Source organism: Nostoc sp. DedQUE07 (assembly GCF_034530975.2).
Taxonomy (GTDB): Bacteria; Cyanobacteriota; Cyanobacteriia; order Cyanobacteriales; family Nostocaceae; genus Nostoc.
Genome location: NZ_JAVRCC020000039.1, coordinates 38,065 through 53,300, shown reverse-complemented (window position 1 = coordinate 53,300; position 15,236 = coordinate 38,065). Strand labels below are relative to the sequence as shown.

Below are 15,236 nucleotides of genomic sequence, written 5' to 3'. Positions count from 1 at the left end.
ATGAGAGAATCTGTCGCCGTCACAATTACTGAATCTAGCCAGATCGGGGAAGCCAGACGGGCGGCGATGGCTTTAGCAACTCGGCTGGGTTTTCAGGAAACAGAACGGGGCAAGGTTGGGATTGTGGTGACAGAAATTGCGAACAATCTGGTGCAACACGCCCACGGCGGAGTTGTGCTAATGCGATCGCTCAGGCAAGATTCCAAAATTGGCATTGAAATTTTATCGCTAGATAAAGGAGAGGGAATGGTCGATGTGGATGAGTGTTTGCAAGATGGCTTTTCCACAGCCGGAACCTTGGGCAATGGTATGGGTGCAATTCGTCGCCTTTCTGGTTTATTTGAAATTTACTCGATTCCCAACCAAGGAACAGCGCTCCTCGCTCACCTGTGGCTAGGCCCAGCACCTCATCTGCCTGAGAAGGTTTTAGAAATTGGAGCGATCTGTTTGCCCAAACGAGGAGAAGAGGTTTCTGGAGATACCTGGGTCTGTGAAGTCGATTGTTGCCGTAGTCTGTTGCTAGTAGCCGATGGTTTAGGGCATGGGCCTGCGGCTGCCTCAGCAGCAGAAGCAGCCGTGAGAATGTTTCAAGAACATCTTCATTGTTCTCCTGGGGCGATCGTCGAAGCTGCCCACGCCGCCTTGCGAAGTACGCGAGGAGCAGCACTGGCCATTGCCGAAATCGACTTTGAACAACAGTCTGTCCGCTTTGCTGGCATTGGCAACATCGCTGCTAGCATTTTCTCCTTTACTGAGCACCGCAATTTGCTATCTCATAACGGCACGGTCGGACATGAAATCCACAAAATTCAAGAGTTTACTTATCCCTGGTATGCCAACGGACTTTTAATTATGCATTCTGACGGATTAGGCGCTAAGTGGCAAATCGATCGCTATCCAGGCTTAATGCAAAAACATCCCAGCTTGATTGCAGGTGTGCTATACCGAGACTTTAACCGAGAGCGAGACGATGTGACGGTGTTAGTCGCGAAAGGAATGGGCAGATGACAAAGGTTTTCACGATCGCCATCCAGTACGAACAGGATGTTGTGCAAGCTCGCCAACGAACTCGTGAGATTGCCGAGCAGTTGGGCTTTGATGCTCAAGATCGGGCGCGGTTGGCGACGGCAGTTTCCGAAATTGCCCGCAACGCCTTTCAATATGCCCAAGACGGAACGGTTGAATTTTCTGTGGTGGGAGAGCCGCAAGCGTTTCTGATTCGGATTCAAGATCGGGGTGGAGGCATTCCTGATTTAGCAGACGTTTTGGCCGGACGCCACACCTCTGATACGGGAGCGGGGCTAGGCATCGTGGGTACTCGTAGATTGATGGATTTTTTTGAGATTGAATCGCTGCCGGGACAGGGAACAACCGTGACAATCGGCAAAAGGTTGTCGAAGCGCACACCTACTTTCAGCGATTCCCAATTGCAGCAGATTCGAGAAACCGTAATTGGGCGATCGCCCGAAAATCCCTATCAAGAAATCCAGCAGCAAAACCAGGAATTACTCCAGGCAATGGCAGAGCTACGCAAGCGTGAGGAAGAATTAAGCCAACTGAATCAGGAATTGGAAGAAACCAATCGCGGTGTGGTTGCCCTCTATGCAGAACTGGATGAAAAAGCCAGCTCCCTGCAACAGGTAAACGAGTTAAAAACCCGCTTTCTCTCGAACATGAGCCACGAGTTTCGTACGCCGCTCAACTCGATTCTCTCCCTCTCTCGAATGCTGCTAGCCCGGATAGATGGCGATTTGACCATTGAGCAAGAAAAGCAGGTGACATTCATCCAAAAGGCAGCAAGCGGATTATCAGAATTGGTCAACGACTTGCTAGATTTGGCAAAGGTGGAAGCTGGAAAAATTGAAGTGCATCCCAGTTCTTTTGAAGTGAGTGACTTGTTTGGCACGCTACGGGGGATGCTGCGCCCATTATTGGTTCAAGGCTCCTCCGTGACGCTGATTGTCGAGGAACCTGAAGGTATTTCGCCACTCTATACCGATGAGGGGAAAGTCGCTCAAATTCTGAGAAACTTTGTCTCGAATGCGCTCAAATTTACCGAGCGGGGAGAGGTGCGCGTCAACGCTGTGCAAACGGGTCATACCGTCACCTTCTCTGTATCTGATACGGGTATCGGCATTGCTCCCGCCGATCGAGAGCGGATTTTTGAGGATTTTATGCAAATTGAGTCCCCTCTGCAAAAGCAAGTGAAGGGAACCGGTTTAGGATTGCCGTTATCGCGCAAGCTAGCGGAGCTAATTGGCGGTAGCATTTCGATGAAAAGTCAGCCAGGTGAAGGCTCTACCTTTACAGCCTTGATTCCCATCGTCTACCCAGATACCAGCGAATTGACCACCGTACTGCAACCAATCACATCAGTTGAGCCAACTCGCCTGCCGATTCTGGTGGTTGAAGATCATCCAGAAACTCTATTTATTTACGAAAAGCATCTTCAGCAATCAATCTATCAATTAATTGCTACCCGCACCTTAGCTCAAGCAAGGCTTGCCTTACAACAATTTCGACCGGCGGCAATTATGCTAGATATTTTGCTGGAGGGGCAAAACGGCTGGACGTTCTTGCGAGAAATCAAAGGGGATGAAACAACCCGCACTATCCCTGTACTCGTGATTACCATCATTGATAACGAGAAGCAAGCATTGGCGTTAGGAGCAAACGGTTTTCTAATTAAGCCAGTAGACAGATTGCCGCTATTGAACAAACTTAATACGCTAATTACTGAGAACAAGCCTCAAAAAATCTTGTTAATTGACGATGACCCCGCCTATCGGTATCTTGTGAAACAGTTGTTGATAAATACACCATTGAGTATTTTAGAAGCCGCAAATGGAAAAGAAGGATTAAATTTGGCACAACGAGAGCAGCCAAACGCGATCGTGCTGGACTTGGAGATGCCAGAACTCGGCGGGTTTGATGTACTCAAGCAACTTAAGAACAATTCCGTCACTCAGGCGATTCCTGTGATTATTCACTCATCTGCCCAACTGGATGCTGAAGCGCAAAGCCGATTAGCGGCGCAAAGCATAGCCATTGTTTCCAAAGAAATAGGCTCTCAAACCACGACGATCGCTCAACTTCAAGATGCGCTCGTCAAAGCCGGACTTGTTTTAGAGGTTTCAGGGAAAAGTCATGTCTGAGCCACGAGTTACGATCCTGCATGTTGACGATAACGAAGCCAATCGTTACGTTGTTACCCGTATCTTGCAAAATGCAGGCTTTAGTGTGGTGGAAGCGGCAACTGGAGCGGCAGGATTAGAAGCTATTGTTAACTTTCAGCCTGACTTAATAATTTTAGACGTCCAATTACCAGATATCAGCGGCTTTGAAGTCTGTCGCCAAATTAAGGCAAATCCAGAAACGGCTTTTATTCCTGTGCTACACCTTTCTGCAAGTTTTGTCCAAAGCCAGGATAAAGCAGAAGGCTTAGATAGTGGTGCTGATGCTTATCTGGTGCAACCCGTTGAACCGATTGAACTGCTTGCCACTTTGCGATCGCTGCTGCGAATTCGTCGGGCGGAGGAAGCTGCTTTGTCCTCAGCGCGGGAGTGGCAAACCACCTTTGATTCCATGAACGACGGCGTATCTCTGGTAGACCAAGAAGGTAGAATTATGCGCTGTAATCGAGCGATGATGCAGCTTTTTAACAAGCCCTCCCACGAAATCTTAGGTTATGCCCACCACGAGCTGATGGGCGCAAAATTGGGAATCGGCGATGGCACTTGTTTTCGCCGTGCGAAACAAACCCACCAACGGCAAGTTCTCGAATTTCAGTCTCAAGAACGGTGGTTTGCCAAAACCATCGATCCGGTACTCGATCGGGATGGGAATCTTACAGGCGCCGTTTTCATTCTGTCTGATATCACCGAACGTAAACGAGCAGAAGCATTGCTGCAAGAGCAAAACGATCGCCTCAATCAACTAATGATTTCTTTGCAGCAACAGACCGAACAAGCGCAACAAGCCAACCGCATCAAAGATGAGTTTTTGGCAGTGCTGTCTCATGAATTGCGATCGCCCTTGAATCCAATTCTGGGCTGGGCAAAAATTTTGCAAAAAAGTCACCAGGATGCAGCCAAAACTCAGTACGCCCTAGAAACGATCGAGCGCAACGCGAAACTGCAAGCACAATTAATCGAAGATTTGCTCGATGTGTCGCGTATTCTCCAAGGTAAGTTGGCTTTAAACACAGTTCCAGTCGGTTTGACTTTTACTATCAAAGCTGCACTTGAAACCGTGCGCCTTGCTGCTGAAGCTAAATCTATTCAGATTCAAACAATATTTGAACCGAATGTTGGGCAAGTGTTGGGTGATTCTGGTCGCTTGCAACAAGTTGTTTGGAATCTACTTTCTAACGCGATTAAATTTACCTCACAGGGTGGTCGAGTAGAGGTGCGGTTAGAAACGATCGAGGATGAAGTAGATAGTCGTGCTGCGAAATACACTCAAATCACTGTCAGCGATAATGGTAGGGGGATCTCTGGTGACTTTCTACCCTACGTCTTTGACTACTTTCGCCAAGCCGATGGGACAACGACGCGAAAATTTGGTGGGTTGGGGTTAGGGTTAGCGATCGTGCGTCATTTGGTTGAATTGCACGGCGGAACCGTTCAGGCAGCGAGTCCTGGAGAAGGGCAAGGAGCAGTGTTTACAGTCAAACTGCCACCGATCGCTGCTTCAAAATTGAATCAAGTTAATACCGCCGATCGCGATCGCTCAGATTTTAATCTCAATGGATTGCAAGCACTGCTGGTAGACGATAACAAAGATTCACGGGAGTTCATTGCCTTCGTGCTAGAACAGTACGGAGTACAAGTGACTGAAGCGGACTCAGCACATGATGCTCTAAACAATTTGATGCAAGCAAAATTTGATTTGTTAATTAGTGATATTGGTATGCCCGATATGGATGGCTACACCCTTATTCGTCAAATTAGAAAGCAGTCACCCGAACAAGGCGGAGAAATTCCTGCGATCGCCGTGACTGCTTATGCCGGAGAAATCGATCGACAACAAGCACTAGCTGCCGGATTTCAACAACATATTTCTAAACCAATTGAGCAAGAATTATTAATACAGGCTATTTTGACTATAGTAAAGGTCTAGAAACCTGAATTTTAAGGTTTTTGGCGATAACTGAAAGTGTATTGATTTATAAATATCCGTCAATCAGACTGTATAACAATCCAAAGGCTATAGCCTGACTTAATCATTCGTGAATAACTAGATCCCCGACTTCTTGAAGAAGTCGGGGATCTGAGCTTGAGCCATTCAATTAACGTGAGTTCGACAAGCCTTTTTTTGACCTCTCCCCCAACCCCTCTTGGACACCCAGAGGGGAGCCAAAACCCTAATTTCTCGTTGCTCCTCCCTTTCCCAGTGGGAGAGGGCTGGGGTGAAGGTTCATCGAACTCACGTTCAATTAACAGTAGATTCAGAAATAACCGTTACACAGGCATTCACTAAGGGTAACAATGGCCCTATTTGCTCTTGTCCATTCACTGCTAAATCGCTATGACACAAATAAACTCTCTCGGATACACGAGAGAGCAAATCTGTCAAAATCCTTTGCAGTCGTTCTTCTTCTGCCAATTTCTCATCTTCTGCTGTCCAAGGTTCGCCCAACCTGTCTCGCAAGAAAAACGGCGCACCGAACAGAGTTGCTGCACCACCTTTGGCCCATAGTGGCGAACCAGCATCCAGCCAAAAATGCCACTGGTGCGATCGCCTACTAGATCGATATTGAAATATAGTTGCTAAGGTGACAGCCTTTCTTGCTCCACCAATGGGGCGCACCGGGTAAGCATTGGCAGTGATTGTACCGCGTCGCAGTAATTGAATGAATTCAATAATAGTTGTGTGAGGCGTTGTCTCAACTGGGGCAATTTGTCGTAATCTGGTGTCAATTTCCCAGTAGTGTTGGGCGGTTTCTAATAATTCCCGCAATGCTGCTAGTTGTTCGTAGGGGAGATTGCTCCCATTCCACAAAAAGCGCTGAATTGCTCTGTCTAACAGAGAAATGGGACTGGGAATTAACCGCAATTCTTGTTGCGATCGCTGCTGTTCTAACCACTGTAATATCTCACCATAGGCTGTAGTAGCTGCATAGCCGATTCGATCCCAGCGCTCGAAGGCTGATACTGGTAGCAAGTTGGGGCGATCGGGATGGGGTACAAAGCAGTAATCTGCAATCAAACCAGCACGTACCGGATCAATATTTGTAGAGACGCGATTCATCGTGTCTGTTGTAGATACCCGATTCATCGCGTCTGTAGAGTTTTCTGGTGGTTGTTGTTTCCTGCTCAATACAACCAGCATTTCTGCCACCGCATCCCGATCTACCAGGCGGCCTAAGCCGGGATAAACTAGTGCCAGCATGGTGAGTAAGGCGCGAATCACGGGCGAACTAATTAGGGGACGTTGGTCATTGAGCGATTCTACTGGGATATTTTGCTTGACGAGGATTTCTACTAGAGTATAACGAGCGATCGCATCTAAACCCGGTGCAATAATTGCTACTTCTTCTGGTTGCACTTGCTGTGATTGGATGGCATTAGCAATTACCTCTGCTGTTTGCCGCAATAATTGGGCGCGGGAGGTGGTTTGAATTGAATGCACTGTTTTTGGTAAACTCAACAGTACCATCGGGGAAGTGACTAATTCCACCATCTGTTTAGTCAGTTGCTCGCTCAGAGACTCTGGAGGCGGCCCGTTCAATATTTCTACCCGACAACGCTCTGCTAACCCTTCTAAATAGTTGGGATCTGCTCCCAATCCCAATCGCACCGCACCGTCAGGATTGTAGCTGAACGCGCCAACTGCGCCTCGATCTAATAGCAACTCAAACAAAAGACGCGCTACGCTAGGATAATCATCAACATCATCCGCCAGTACTGCTTGATAGCGTTTCGTTAGATGCTGCTGGTAATTGCGATCGCTTAATAAGTGCTGACTATAAAGTTCTGTAATAATCCCATAAGTCAGTAACCCCCTCTCTAAACACCAGTTACGCCAATCTAACAGCAAAGATGCCAAAAATTCCGGCTCTAAAGTTGTGCTATTTTCCCCAAAACCCTTGGACAAAATCTGGGCAATATTTTCGCAAGGGATACCACTGTTAGCTGCTAATTGTAATAAGTCTAAGATGCGACGCACCAAGCGAGATTCATTCACTCCCGCCAGACGTAAAATTTCTTCGTCTAATTGCGGACGCCAAAGTTTGGTTGCTAACTCTTGTTCGGTTTCCGGTCGCAATCTTACCGGAAACTGTGCTTTCAGGTTCAACGAGTTAATCAGCAAGGGCCAAAATAAAATAACTTCATCCTGAAAAAAACCTAGTGGCGTCTTGGCACGAACCGGATATTTACCTAATGTAGATGTGACAATTATATCTCCTAACTCTCGACGATTATCATCATTGGCAGCTAAAACTAAAACTCCTGGCTCTGTTTGTTTAAGATATAAAAATTCAGGTACATCGCCTGTTTTTTTACGCCCTGTTTTTTTTGTATAAAATGATTCAGTATATTGTTTTTCTGATGTTACCCAATTACAAAATTGCTCTACTAAGCGAGCCGTCTTACCACTACGGCTAGTGCCAACAATCCAAACCGAATGAGAAACCACAAACTTTCTCCTTGTAGATTTGTTAGTATACCTCGTGCGTTAACTTAAGGTTAATAGTCATCAAACAATGCTGAATGATTGTCTGCAATGAAAAATTCTGCTTTTAGTCAAAAAATCTATTCTTTCTTGCTTGCTGCTTTTCGATGGTACTTACAGACTCCTGAACGTTCTTTAGATGAAGCTTACAATGCAGCATTAAAAATTCAGGAGATAGAAGATAAGCATTTCAATGGTAATAAAATAGACATTGACTCAGCCATGTACAGTAACAGTGTGATGGATTACTTTGAGTCAGACCTCAACAAGCTATTAAAAATTGCCAGGATGCGGCTGACGGAGTTTAGAGGAAGCCGTTGGTTTCTAAATGAAGAGAATCAAAAAGCTGCCGATAAAGCAGGTATAGAGTATCTAAGTCCTTCTTTAGTTTTGGAAAAGCTCAATTTTATCGATCGAGTTCTTTCTAAATACACAACAAGTTCCGATAAAACAACTTCTAACGCTTTAGTAGTACAACCTCCAAATCTACCAGTTAATTCTGTGGCATCTGACGACAAATCGCTGCTCGTCAACACTCCAACATTACCACCCAAAATACCAAATCGAGACTTAAACAATAAACCAAAAGCCAAGAGCAAAACCGATACAACAGGTGTTTTACCTCGCTCTATTTTAAGTACTATCAGTCGTCTGCAAGTTGAATTAGACCCTAATTCGGAACAAGAAGTAATTCAGAGTTTTCGTCAAACTCAAAAAAGAACAATAATATCTATTAGGTTTATTTTACTATTAATTATTGTACCACTTTTAACGCATCAGATAGCAAAAGCTTTTGTAGTTGGGCCAATTATTGAGAGATTTAGAAGCAGTGAGGAAATACAGATATTTCTCAATTCGGAAATGGAAGAGGAAGCCCTTTTAGAATTAGAAAGATTTGAAGAAAAGCTCAAGTTTGAAAATCTCATTGTCAAAGCTCCTCCACTGTTACCTGAGCAGATGGAGACTGAAATGAAAAAGAAGGCGAAAGAGCTTGCTGAAGAATTTCGTCATGAAAGCTCTGGTGCGATCAAAAATGTTTTTGCAGATATGTTCTCGGTGGTTGCTGTTATCTGGCTTTTGCTAGTCAGTAAGTCTTCTATTGCTGTGCTAAAAGATTTCTTTGATAATATTGTCTATGGACTTAGCGATAGCGCCAAGGCATTTATCATTATTTTGTTTACTGATATCTTTGTCGGATTCCACTCTCCTCATGGCTGGGAAGTACTGCTAGAAGGAGTATCGCGCCATTGGGGATTACCGGCAAATAGAGATTTTATCTTCTTATTTATCGCTACATTTCCGGTGATTTTAGATACTATCTTTAAGTATTGGATCTTCCGATATTTGAACCGGATATCGCCCTCTGCTGTTGCGACTTACCGTAATATGAATGAATAGCGAATAGGGCATTGGGCATCCCTTCGGCTACGCTCAGGGCAAGTGGGCATTGGGCATTGGGAATTGGGAAAAATTTTTGGCTTTTGATTTTAGAATTTGAGCGAGGTGGGAAAATTTTAAAAATCTTGAATCTTGATGAAAAAAACATTTACTGGGTTAGGAAAGTTTAACAAAACTATCGCTATCAGCCTACCTGTGATTTTGTCGATTTTCCTGGTGCGGATGCAATCTTTCACGCATCAGGAACTCATTTCGCCAGAATGTCAGGTGAAAAAGTGGGATCTACCAGTGTCCTTGACTGCTGAAAATCAAGATGCATTTTTGCAAAAACAAAAATTACCATTAATCCAGAGACTACCAATTACTTGTTGTCAAAGTGATACCTCTTGTCTGGATGAAGTCATTTATGGCAAAATACCAGAGAAAAAGGCACTGATCGGTGCGATCGCTCGCAGTCTCCAATATCTGCAAACAGCTAATGCTGCGGCTGCTTATCAAAACTATCCGGTGGCTGGGATTACCCGCGATCGCGTCATCAAAAGTTTGCAAAGATTCCGCGAACTTCTATTAAAAACCAATTCTGCAACAGAATTACATCAAGCCATTCAGCAAGAATTTGTTCTTTACCAGTCAGTCGGTAAAGATAACCAAGGTTCCGTTTTATTCACCGCCTATTATGAGCCACTTTACGCAGCCAGTCGCGTCCCCACAGCAGAATATCGCTATCCCGTTTATCGCTTACCTCCCGATTTCAACTCTTGGACTAAGCCTCATCCCACACGCGAAGAGTTAGAAGGAGCAGATGGTTTACAAGCTGCAAAAGGGAAATTGCGAGGATTAGAGTTGTTTTGGTTTCGCGATCGCCTCGAACCATATCTAGCTCAAATTCAAGGTTCAGCGAAACTTCAGCTTCCCGATGGGACTCAAACCACAATCGGCTATGCGGGTAATACTGCTTATAACTACAAAAGTATTGGGCGAGAATTAATAGATGATGGCAAATTACCGCAAGAAGGTGTAACTATGCCAATTATTCTCGATTATTTCCAAAAGCATCCCCAAGAATTAAATATTTATATTCCGCGCGATCGCAGCTTTGTTTTTTTTCAAGAAAATCACGGTGAGCCAGCCCAAGGTTCTATCAATGTACCATTAACAGCAGAGCGTTCTATTGCTACAGATAAATCTCTTATGCCTCCTGGGGCTTTAGCGTTGATTCGCGCTTCTATTCCCTTTGTTAATCCTACCGGAAAAATGCAGGAGCGCATTATTAGCCGCTATGTTCTCGATCAAGATACCGGAGGTGCAATTAAAGGTGCAGGTAGAGTGGATTATTTTTTAGGTACTGGGAAAATCGCAGGCGATCGCGCTGGTGTTACAGTCAGCAATGGACAATTATTTTATCTCTTACTTAAGTCCAAAAATTAAACACACTCGCATTTTAATACTAAAATTCCCGACTTTTTTAGATAAGTCAGGAATTTTAGGCTTTTGGCGTAAATGAAACACCCCTGACGCAGGAGCGTCATTACGAATTACGAATTACGAATTACGAATTACGAATTACGAATTACGCTACTAGGCTTCTAAATCCATGTCACTATCATCATCGTCATGATCGTAAGGGATATCGTCAAGGTCTATCATTTCGGAAATTTCTTCTACTTCAGTTAGATACTCAGATTCTTGATGTTCGCGTTCGATTAGACGACCAGTTGACTTCAGCCATTCCAAGAGAATAAATTCATTACTTGTACGAATTACAGGCGCTCGCTGGTTACGAGGTTCTTCACGCAGAGGACTTATAGGCATAAAAAAAACTCACTTTCAATTTACAGGTTAGCTTACAAAAATGTCAAAATTGTACATTAAGCTTAAAAGTCTTGGATGACAAGTCTTTTCTCAACAGACAAAATATGACCCATTGAAGTTTTGTCTCAAGTCTATTTAGCTACTTACCATTAAAATGTCCAGATGTCAGTTTTAATAACAAATATTTCAGCGGATGCAATATATATTACAAAGCATTTGGTACCTTGACGAGAGTTTCATACATATCAGAGGGTAATGCAGACAGTCTATTCGCTACAGCGACTGCATCAGCTAAGTTACTAAATTGACACCGGACTATCTCTTGTCCATTTCCTGAAGGAAATCGTTTCCTAGCTTTATTAGCTACAGCACAAATAATTGCTAAAGCTTTGGCGAACCCGTCTTTTGTCAATATTCTTTCTTGAGCGAACCCTTCAACAGGGATAAGGCAAACCTCAAACCGATAGCCAGGTCTGGGAGAAACAGCTATGTCGATATATGGTTTATCTTCTTTTCTGATTCGGCGTAAATATTTGGCTGTTGAATTAGGATCGTGCAAATTAGTCCCAAGGGCGTAAGTAAAAAAGCAATCTTCTGTGAGGGACTCAGGACGAGTAATTATATCCGTGGGCATAAGTTCCAGTAGTATCCGTATGTTGTCTGCGTGTATGACACACTAGACTTGTCCGTTCTTATTAGCACATTTTCTTTGACAGTTAGGTGTATCAGTGTCACGCGAGGTATTACAATACATTGCGGCTAACTAAAATTTCAATTTTTGGAATACTTATGACATCAAACACCTTCAGAATCAAAGGGTGTAGAGATTTAGATTCAAAGAGGAGTCTATATAATCAGTCACATGACCGAAAATATTTCTCAACAAATAAAATCATAACATAGTTGACGCCAAACCCTGCGATCGCATCACCTGAGAGCATCGGTGAATACCTAAAAGCGATCGCGATCGCAAACTATCTGAATATTTATTTATACCCATCAACTTATAAACTTCAATGGTACTCAATTTACAATCTCTCCTTGAATTAGAGCGACTGCTAAAAATTTAGCTATGTACTGTTGTAAATGCCCTATATTTCGTAATTATTCAGGGCAGATTAATGAATTATTTACATAAAAATCACCCCCTAAATAAAACCCCAGGATTATCAGGATTATATTTATAATTCTGGGGCATAATGTTTAAATAATAGTTTTGATGACAATTTTTTATTTATTCAGAGAAAAATCAGTAGTCTTCACTTAATATGTAGTTTTGCTTATTAAGATTTTTTTAGAGGTTTTAATCAGTATTTAATAGACTTTACTAATTACTTGACAAACTACACACTATTAAAACTTATTTTCAATCTAGAGTTTGTGACTATTTCTGTCAAAATTCTGGATTTCTCACCGATTTTTGTGTTTTTCACGACATCCAAAAAAATAATTAGTGGTTTATGCTACCTAACGGAATCATTAATCGTGCCTGCCATTCACGTTATTGACTCACTTCTAATACGGTTTTTGTGGTGTAGAAAAACAGGCTTTCTGAGTCTTTTTTCAATAAAGCTATACCAATATCTTAGGCATTTTTTTACTAGTGTTTAAGCTAACAAGCTATACCAATCTTAGATAAAAAAGCGCTCAACATATAGGTTAATGCGTAGCAATATCTCGTAGGTTAAGGAGTAAAAACCAACACATACCAGATGTTGGGGCCTTGGATTTTGTTCTTCAAACGCCATTTGCTTCTCCCTTTAAGGTAGGGGCGCAATGCCTTGCGCCTCTACTGCTGTAACTCCACCAGAAAAGTCGGAAAATCCTTCTAAATCTGTGGTTTTCAAACCTATATGTATAGCAATCATTTTTCAAATTGGTATTAGTCATGAGTAGCAGCCATCACAAAATCCGTTAGAACTAGCTAAAATTCCGTTTTCATTAACTTTTTTTGAGGTATTCAATGAACAAGATTAATCTGTACAAACAACGCCAGAGCAAAAATAAGGTATTGATTTTTACTTCTTTGACTGTTTTGGCTTCTTCATTAGTACTACCCTTCCAACAAGCCTTTGCTGCAACATTGACTACTGTTGTAAATTTCAACGGCACCAACGGAGCTACACCAAGAGCTGGTGTACTTAAAGGCAACGGTACTGATGACAATCTTTATGGAACTACTTCTGCTGGTGGCACTTCTGGTAAAGGAACTGCATTCAAGTTAACTCCTACTGCTTTCACTACTCTGACCACACTGATAAACTTCACCGGAACCTCTGGAATCAACAAAGGGACTAATCCAGTCGCTAGATTATTTCAAGCAGCCGATGGTAATTTATATGGGGCAACCTTTACAGGTGGTACAAGTGACCTCGGCAGTGTGTTTAAGTTGGCGAAAACGGCTTTTACAACCCTGACAACTCTGACAAATTTCACAAGCACTAATGGGGCTAACCCAGCAGGCCGACTGATTACAGGTGCTGATGGCAATTTGTGGGGGACAAGCTCTACAGGTGGGGCTAATAATAAAGGAACTATATTCAAGGTTTCGCCAACTACCGGGGCACTTACCACCATCAGAAGCTTCAGCGGTACTGATGGAGCAACTCCACTAGCAAGATTGCAACTGGCTACCGATGGAAACTACTATGGCAGCGCCTCTGCCGGTGGAGCAAGTGCGAAAGGAGTTGTATTCAAGTTAACTCCCGCAGGAATACTGACTTCATATAGCTTTAGTGGCACTAATGGAGCAAATCCACAGTCTGGATTAATTGAAGTTAGTGGATTCCTGTATGGCACCGCTAAACTGGGTGGAGCCAGCAATAAAGGAGCTATCTTCAAGGTTCCGGTCGGTGGCGGTACACCCGTTTTAGTTGCCAGTTTTAATGGCACCAATGGGGCCAACCCAACGGCTGCACTCATAAAAGCAAGCAATGGTAACTTCTATGGCACAGCTTCTGCTGGTGGGGCAAGTAACAAAGGAGTTATCTATCAGCTGACTGGAGCAACCATCACTGGCTTAATTAGTTTTAATGGCACTAATGGGGCAACGCCAGAGTCCACGCTAATTCAACTCTCAAATGGTGCCTTTTACGGTACTGCCTCTTTTGGCGGTAGTTCTAATCTAGGAACTGTGTTTAAGTTTGTAATCTAGTTTCAAATCTAATCGGCGGGTAGAAAATGGTAAAACGTAGATTTGAACGTCTACCTCTACCATTTTTCTACAATCGATCTAAACTTTTCAAGACAGATATTTTAATTTTGGTGACTCAATATTGTTTCATATTATGTTCCTCCGAAGAACCCTAAACAGCCAAAGCTACGCTTGGTCTGCCCTAAGAGCAAGCCTATGGTGTACATACAAGTCTGAAACATTTATAACGCTTCGCTCAGATACCTATGAGGTGGAGAAAGTCAAGGCTTGGAAGTTGGTCGATCGAAGCTATCTGTATGAGAAGATTGAAAAAATTCTCAAAGTCGAGAGGAATCTACCAGTTTAATCTCGATACTTGCAATCCAGCTTCTCAAATCGGAGAAATTTCGTTTTAGATAAATCTTAATATCATGTTAACTTAACTTCAGAATACTGATGTAGAATATAGAACTTTACTACAGGTTTATAATTTGATTAATAATGAAATGATGTTAAAGTATGTTGAATTGTAATAGTTGTAAAATTTGATACAAGCAAGGATAAATCATAGTACACCATAGGAAAATTAGCAAATGTTTAGACAAAGTTCTCACAAGAGAAACTTTTTCAAAGCTTTAACTGGTAGTGCGGCGAAAGAATCTCACAAGTTAAGACAGGCATTTAAATCATGTCTGACTATTCTGTTTGAATCTGTACCTTTTTTGATTGCTTGTGCTGTATTGGTTAGCGTTATCAGCCTCAAAAGTCCTATCTTGCTCTTTTGTTTACTGGTTGGTAGTTTAATTGCTCTCATCACCCAGCAAATTGGGCAGCAAGTGAATTTACCAAGGCGATCGCTAATATTATTACAAATTTTAGCAGCAGCGATCGTTCTAAGTTTATATTGGTTAGACTGGTTTGCAGCCCCTGCACAAGCTCAATTTTTTGGAAAAGCTGAAACTTTTTTCAAAGACAGCTTCCGTGGTTCAATAACCAATGGTAACGATCCCAACTTCGCAATAAGTTTGATATTTAATGTGTTGCGGGCGATTTACTTACTCTATATTGCAATTTCCTTAGTTGGTGTGATTAACGCAGTGCGTAAAGATGAAGATTGGCAAAGTATCGCCAGAACTCCCCTATTAGTGGTTGTTGCTGTTACCATTGCTGATGTACTCACAGGCTTTGTAATTGGCACTGGCCCTAATAAATAATT

11 protein-coding genes are annotated in these 15,236 nt (G+C 42.9%); 7 read left to right on the top strand and 4 right to left on the bottom strand.

Annotated elements, in window-relative coordinates:
- Genes RMZ95_RS24710 through RMZ95_RS24700 form a run of 3 tightly spaced genes read left to right on the top strand, consistent with a single transcriptional unit; the run spans position 1 to position 5,121 of the window.
- On the top strand, positions 1-1,008 hold the full coding sequence (locus tag RMZ95_RS24710) for an ATP-binding SpoIIE family protein phosphatase (protein ID WP_322686863.1): 1,008 nt from the start codon (positions 1-3) through the stop codon (positions 1,006-1,008).
- A complete protein-coding gene (locus RMZ95_RS24705) occupies positions 1,005-3,155 on the top strand; it encodes an ATP-binding protein (RefSeq protein WP_322686864.1) in 2,151 nt (716 codons plus the stop codon). Before RMZ95_RS24710 ends, RMZ95_RS24705 begins: the two co-directional genes overlap by 4 nt.
- On the top strand, positions 3,148-5,121 hold the full coding sequence (locus RMZ95_RS24700) for a response regulator (protein WP_322686865.1): 1,974 nt from the start codon (positions 3,148-3,150) through the stop codon (positions 5,119-5,121). Before RMZ95_RS24705 ends, RMZ95_RS24700 begins: the two co-directional genes overlap by 8 nt.
- A gap of 312 nt (positions 5,122-5,433) precedes the next feature.
- Here RMZ95_RS24700 and RMZ95_RS24695 read toward each other — a convergent pair whose 3' ends face one another.
- On the bottom strand, positions 5,434-7,641 hold the full coding sequence (locus RMZ95_RS24695; RefSeq protein WP_322686866.1) for a recombinase family protein: 2,208 nt from the start codon (positions 7,639-7,641) through the stop codon (positions 5,434-5,436).
- Between the two features lie 78 nt (positions 7,642-7,719).
- On the opposite strand from RMZ95_RS24695, the gene RMZ95_RS24690 reads away from it, so the two are divergent.
- Both RMZ95_RS24690 and RMZ95_RS24685 read left to right on the top strand, forming a co-directional pair.
- A complete protein-coding gene (locus tag RMZ95_RS24690) occupies positions 7,720-9,075 on the top strand; it encodes a proton extrusion protein PcxA (RefSeq protein ID WP_322686867.1) in 1,356 nt (451 codons plus the stop codon).
- Positions 9,076-9,210: 135 nt separating this feature from the next.
- The gene (locus RMZ95_RS24685; RefSeq protein WP_322686868.1) at positions 9,211-10,503 is read left to right on the top strand and encodes a murein transglycosylase A; all 1,293 of its coding nucleotides are present in this window, start codon (positions 9,211-9,213) and stop codon (positions 10,501-10,503) included.
- Between the two features lie 150 nt (positions 10,504-10,653).
- Here the strand turns inward: RMZ95_RS24685 and RMZ95_RS24680 are convergent, their stop codons facing one another.
- The 3 genes from RMZ95_RS24680 to RMZ95_RS24670 form a co-directional block, all read right to left on the bottom strand.
- Positions 10,654-10,887, bottom strand: a complete 234-nt coding sequence (locus RMZ95_RS24680) for a DUF3134 domain-containing protein (protein WP_322671323.1) — start codon at positions 10,885-10,887, stop codon at positions 10,654-10,656.
- A gap of 205 nt (positions 10,888-11,092) precedes the next feature.
- A complete protein-coding gene (locus RMZ95_RS24675; RefSeq protein WP_322671322.1) occupies positions 11,093-11,521 on the bottom strand; it encodes a hypothetical protein in 429 nt (142 codons plus the stop codon).
- Positions 11,522-11,779: 258 nt separating this feature from the next.
- Positions 11,780-11,914: a hypothetical protein gene (locus tag RMZ95_RS24670; RefSeq protein WP_322686869.1), complete on the bottom strand. Its 135-nt coding sequence runs from the start codon at positions 11,912-11,914 to the stop codon at positions 11,780-11,782.
- A gap of 936 nt (positions 11,915-12,850) precedes the next feature.
- Here RMZ95_RS24670 and RMZ95_RS24665 point away from each other — a divergent pair.
- Positions 12,851-14,041 (top strand): choice-of-anchor tandem repeat GloVer-containing protein, encoded by a 1,191-nt coding sequence (locus RMZ95_RS24665; protein ID WP_322686870.1) that lies wholly within the window; start codon positions 12,851-12,853, stop codon positions 14,039-14,041.
- A 572-nt stretch (positions 14,042-14,613) separates the two neighbouring features.
- The gene (locus RMZ95_RS24660; RefSeq protein ID WP_322686871.1) at positions 14,614-15,234 is read left to right on the top strand and encodes a hypothetical protein; all 621 of its coding nucleotides are present in this window, start codon (positions 14,614-14,616) and stop codon (positions 15,232-15,234) included.
- Positions 15,235-15,236 lie beyond the last annotated feature (2 nt).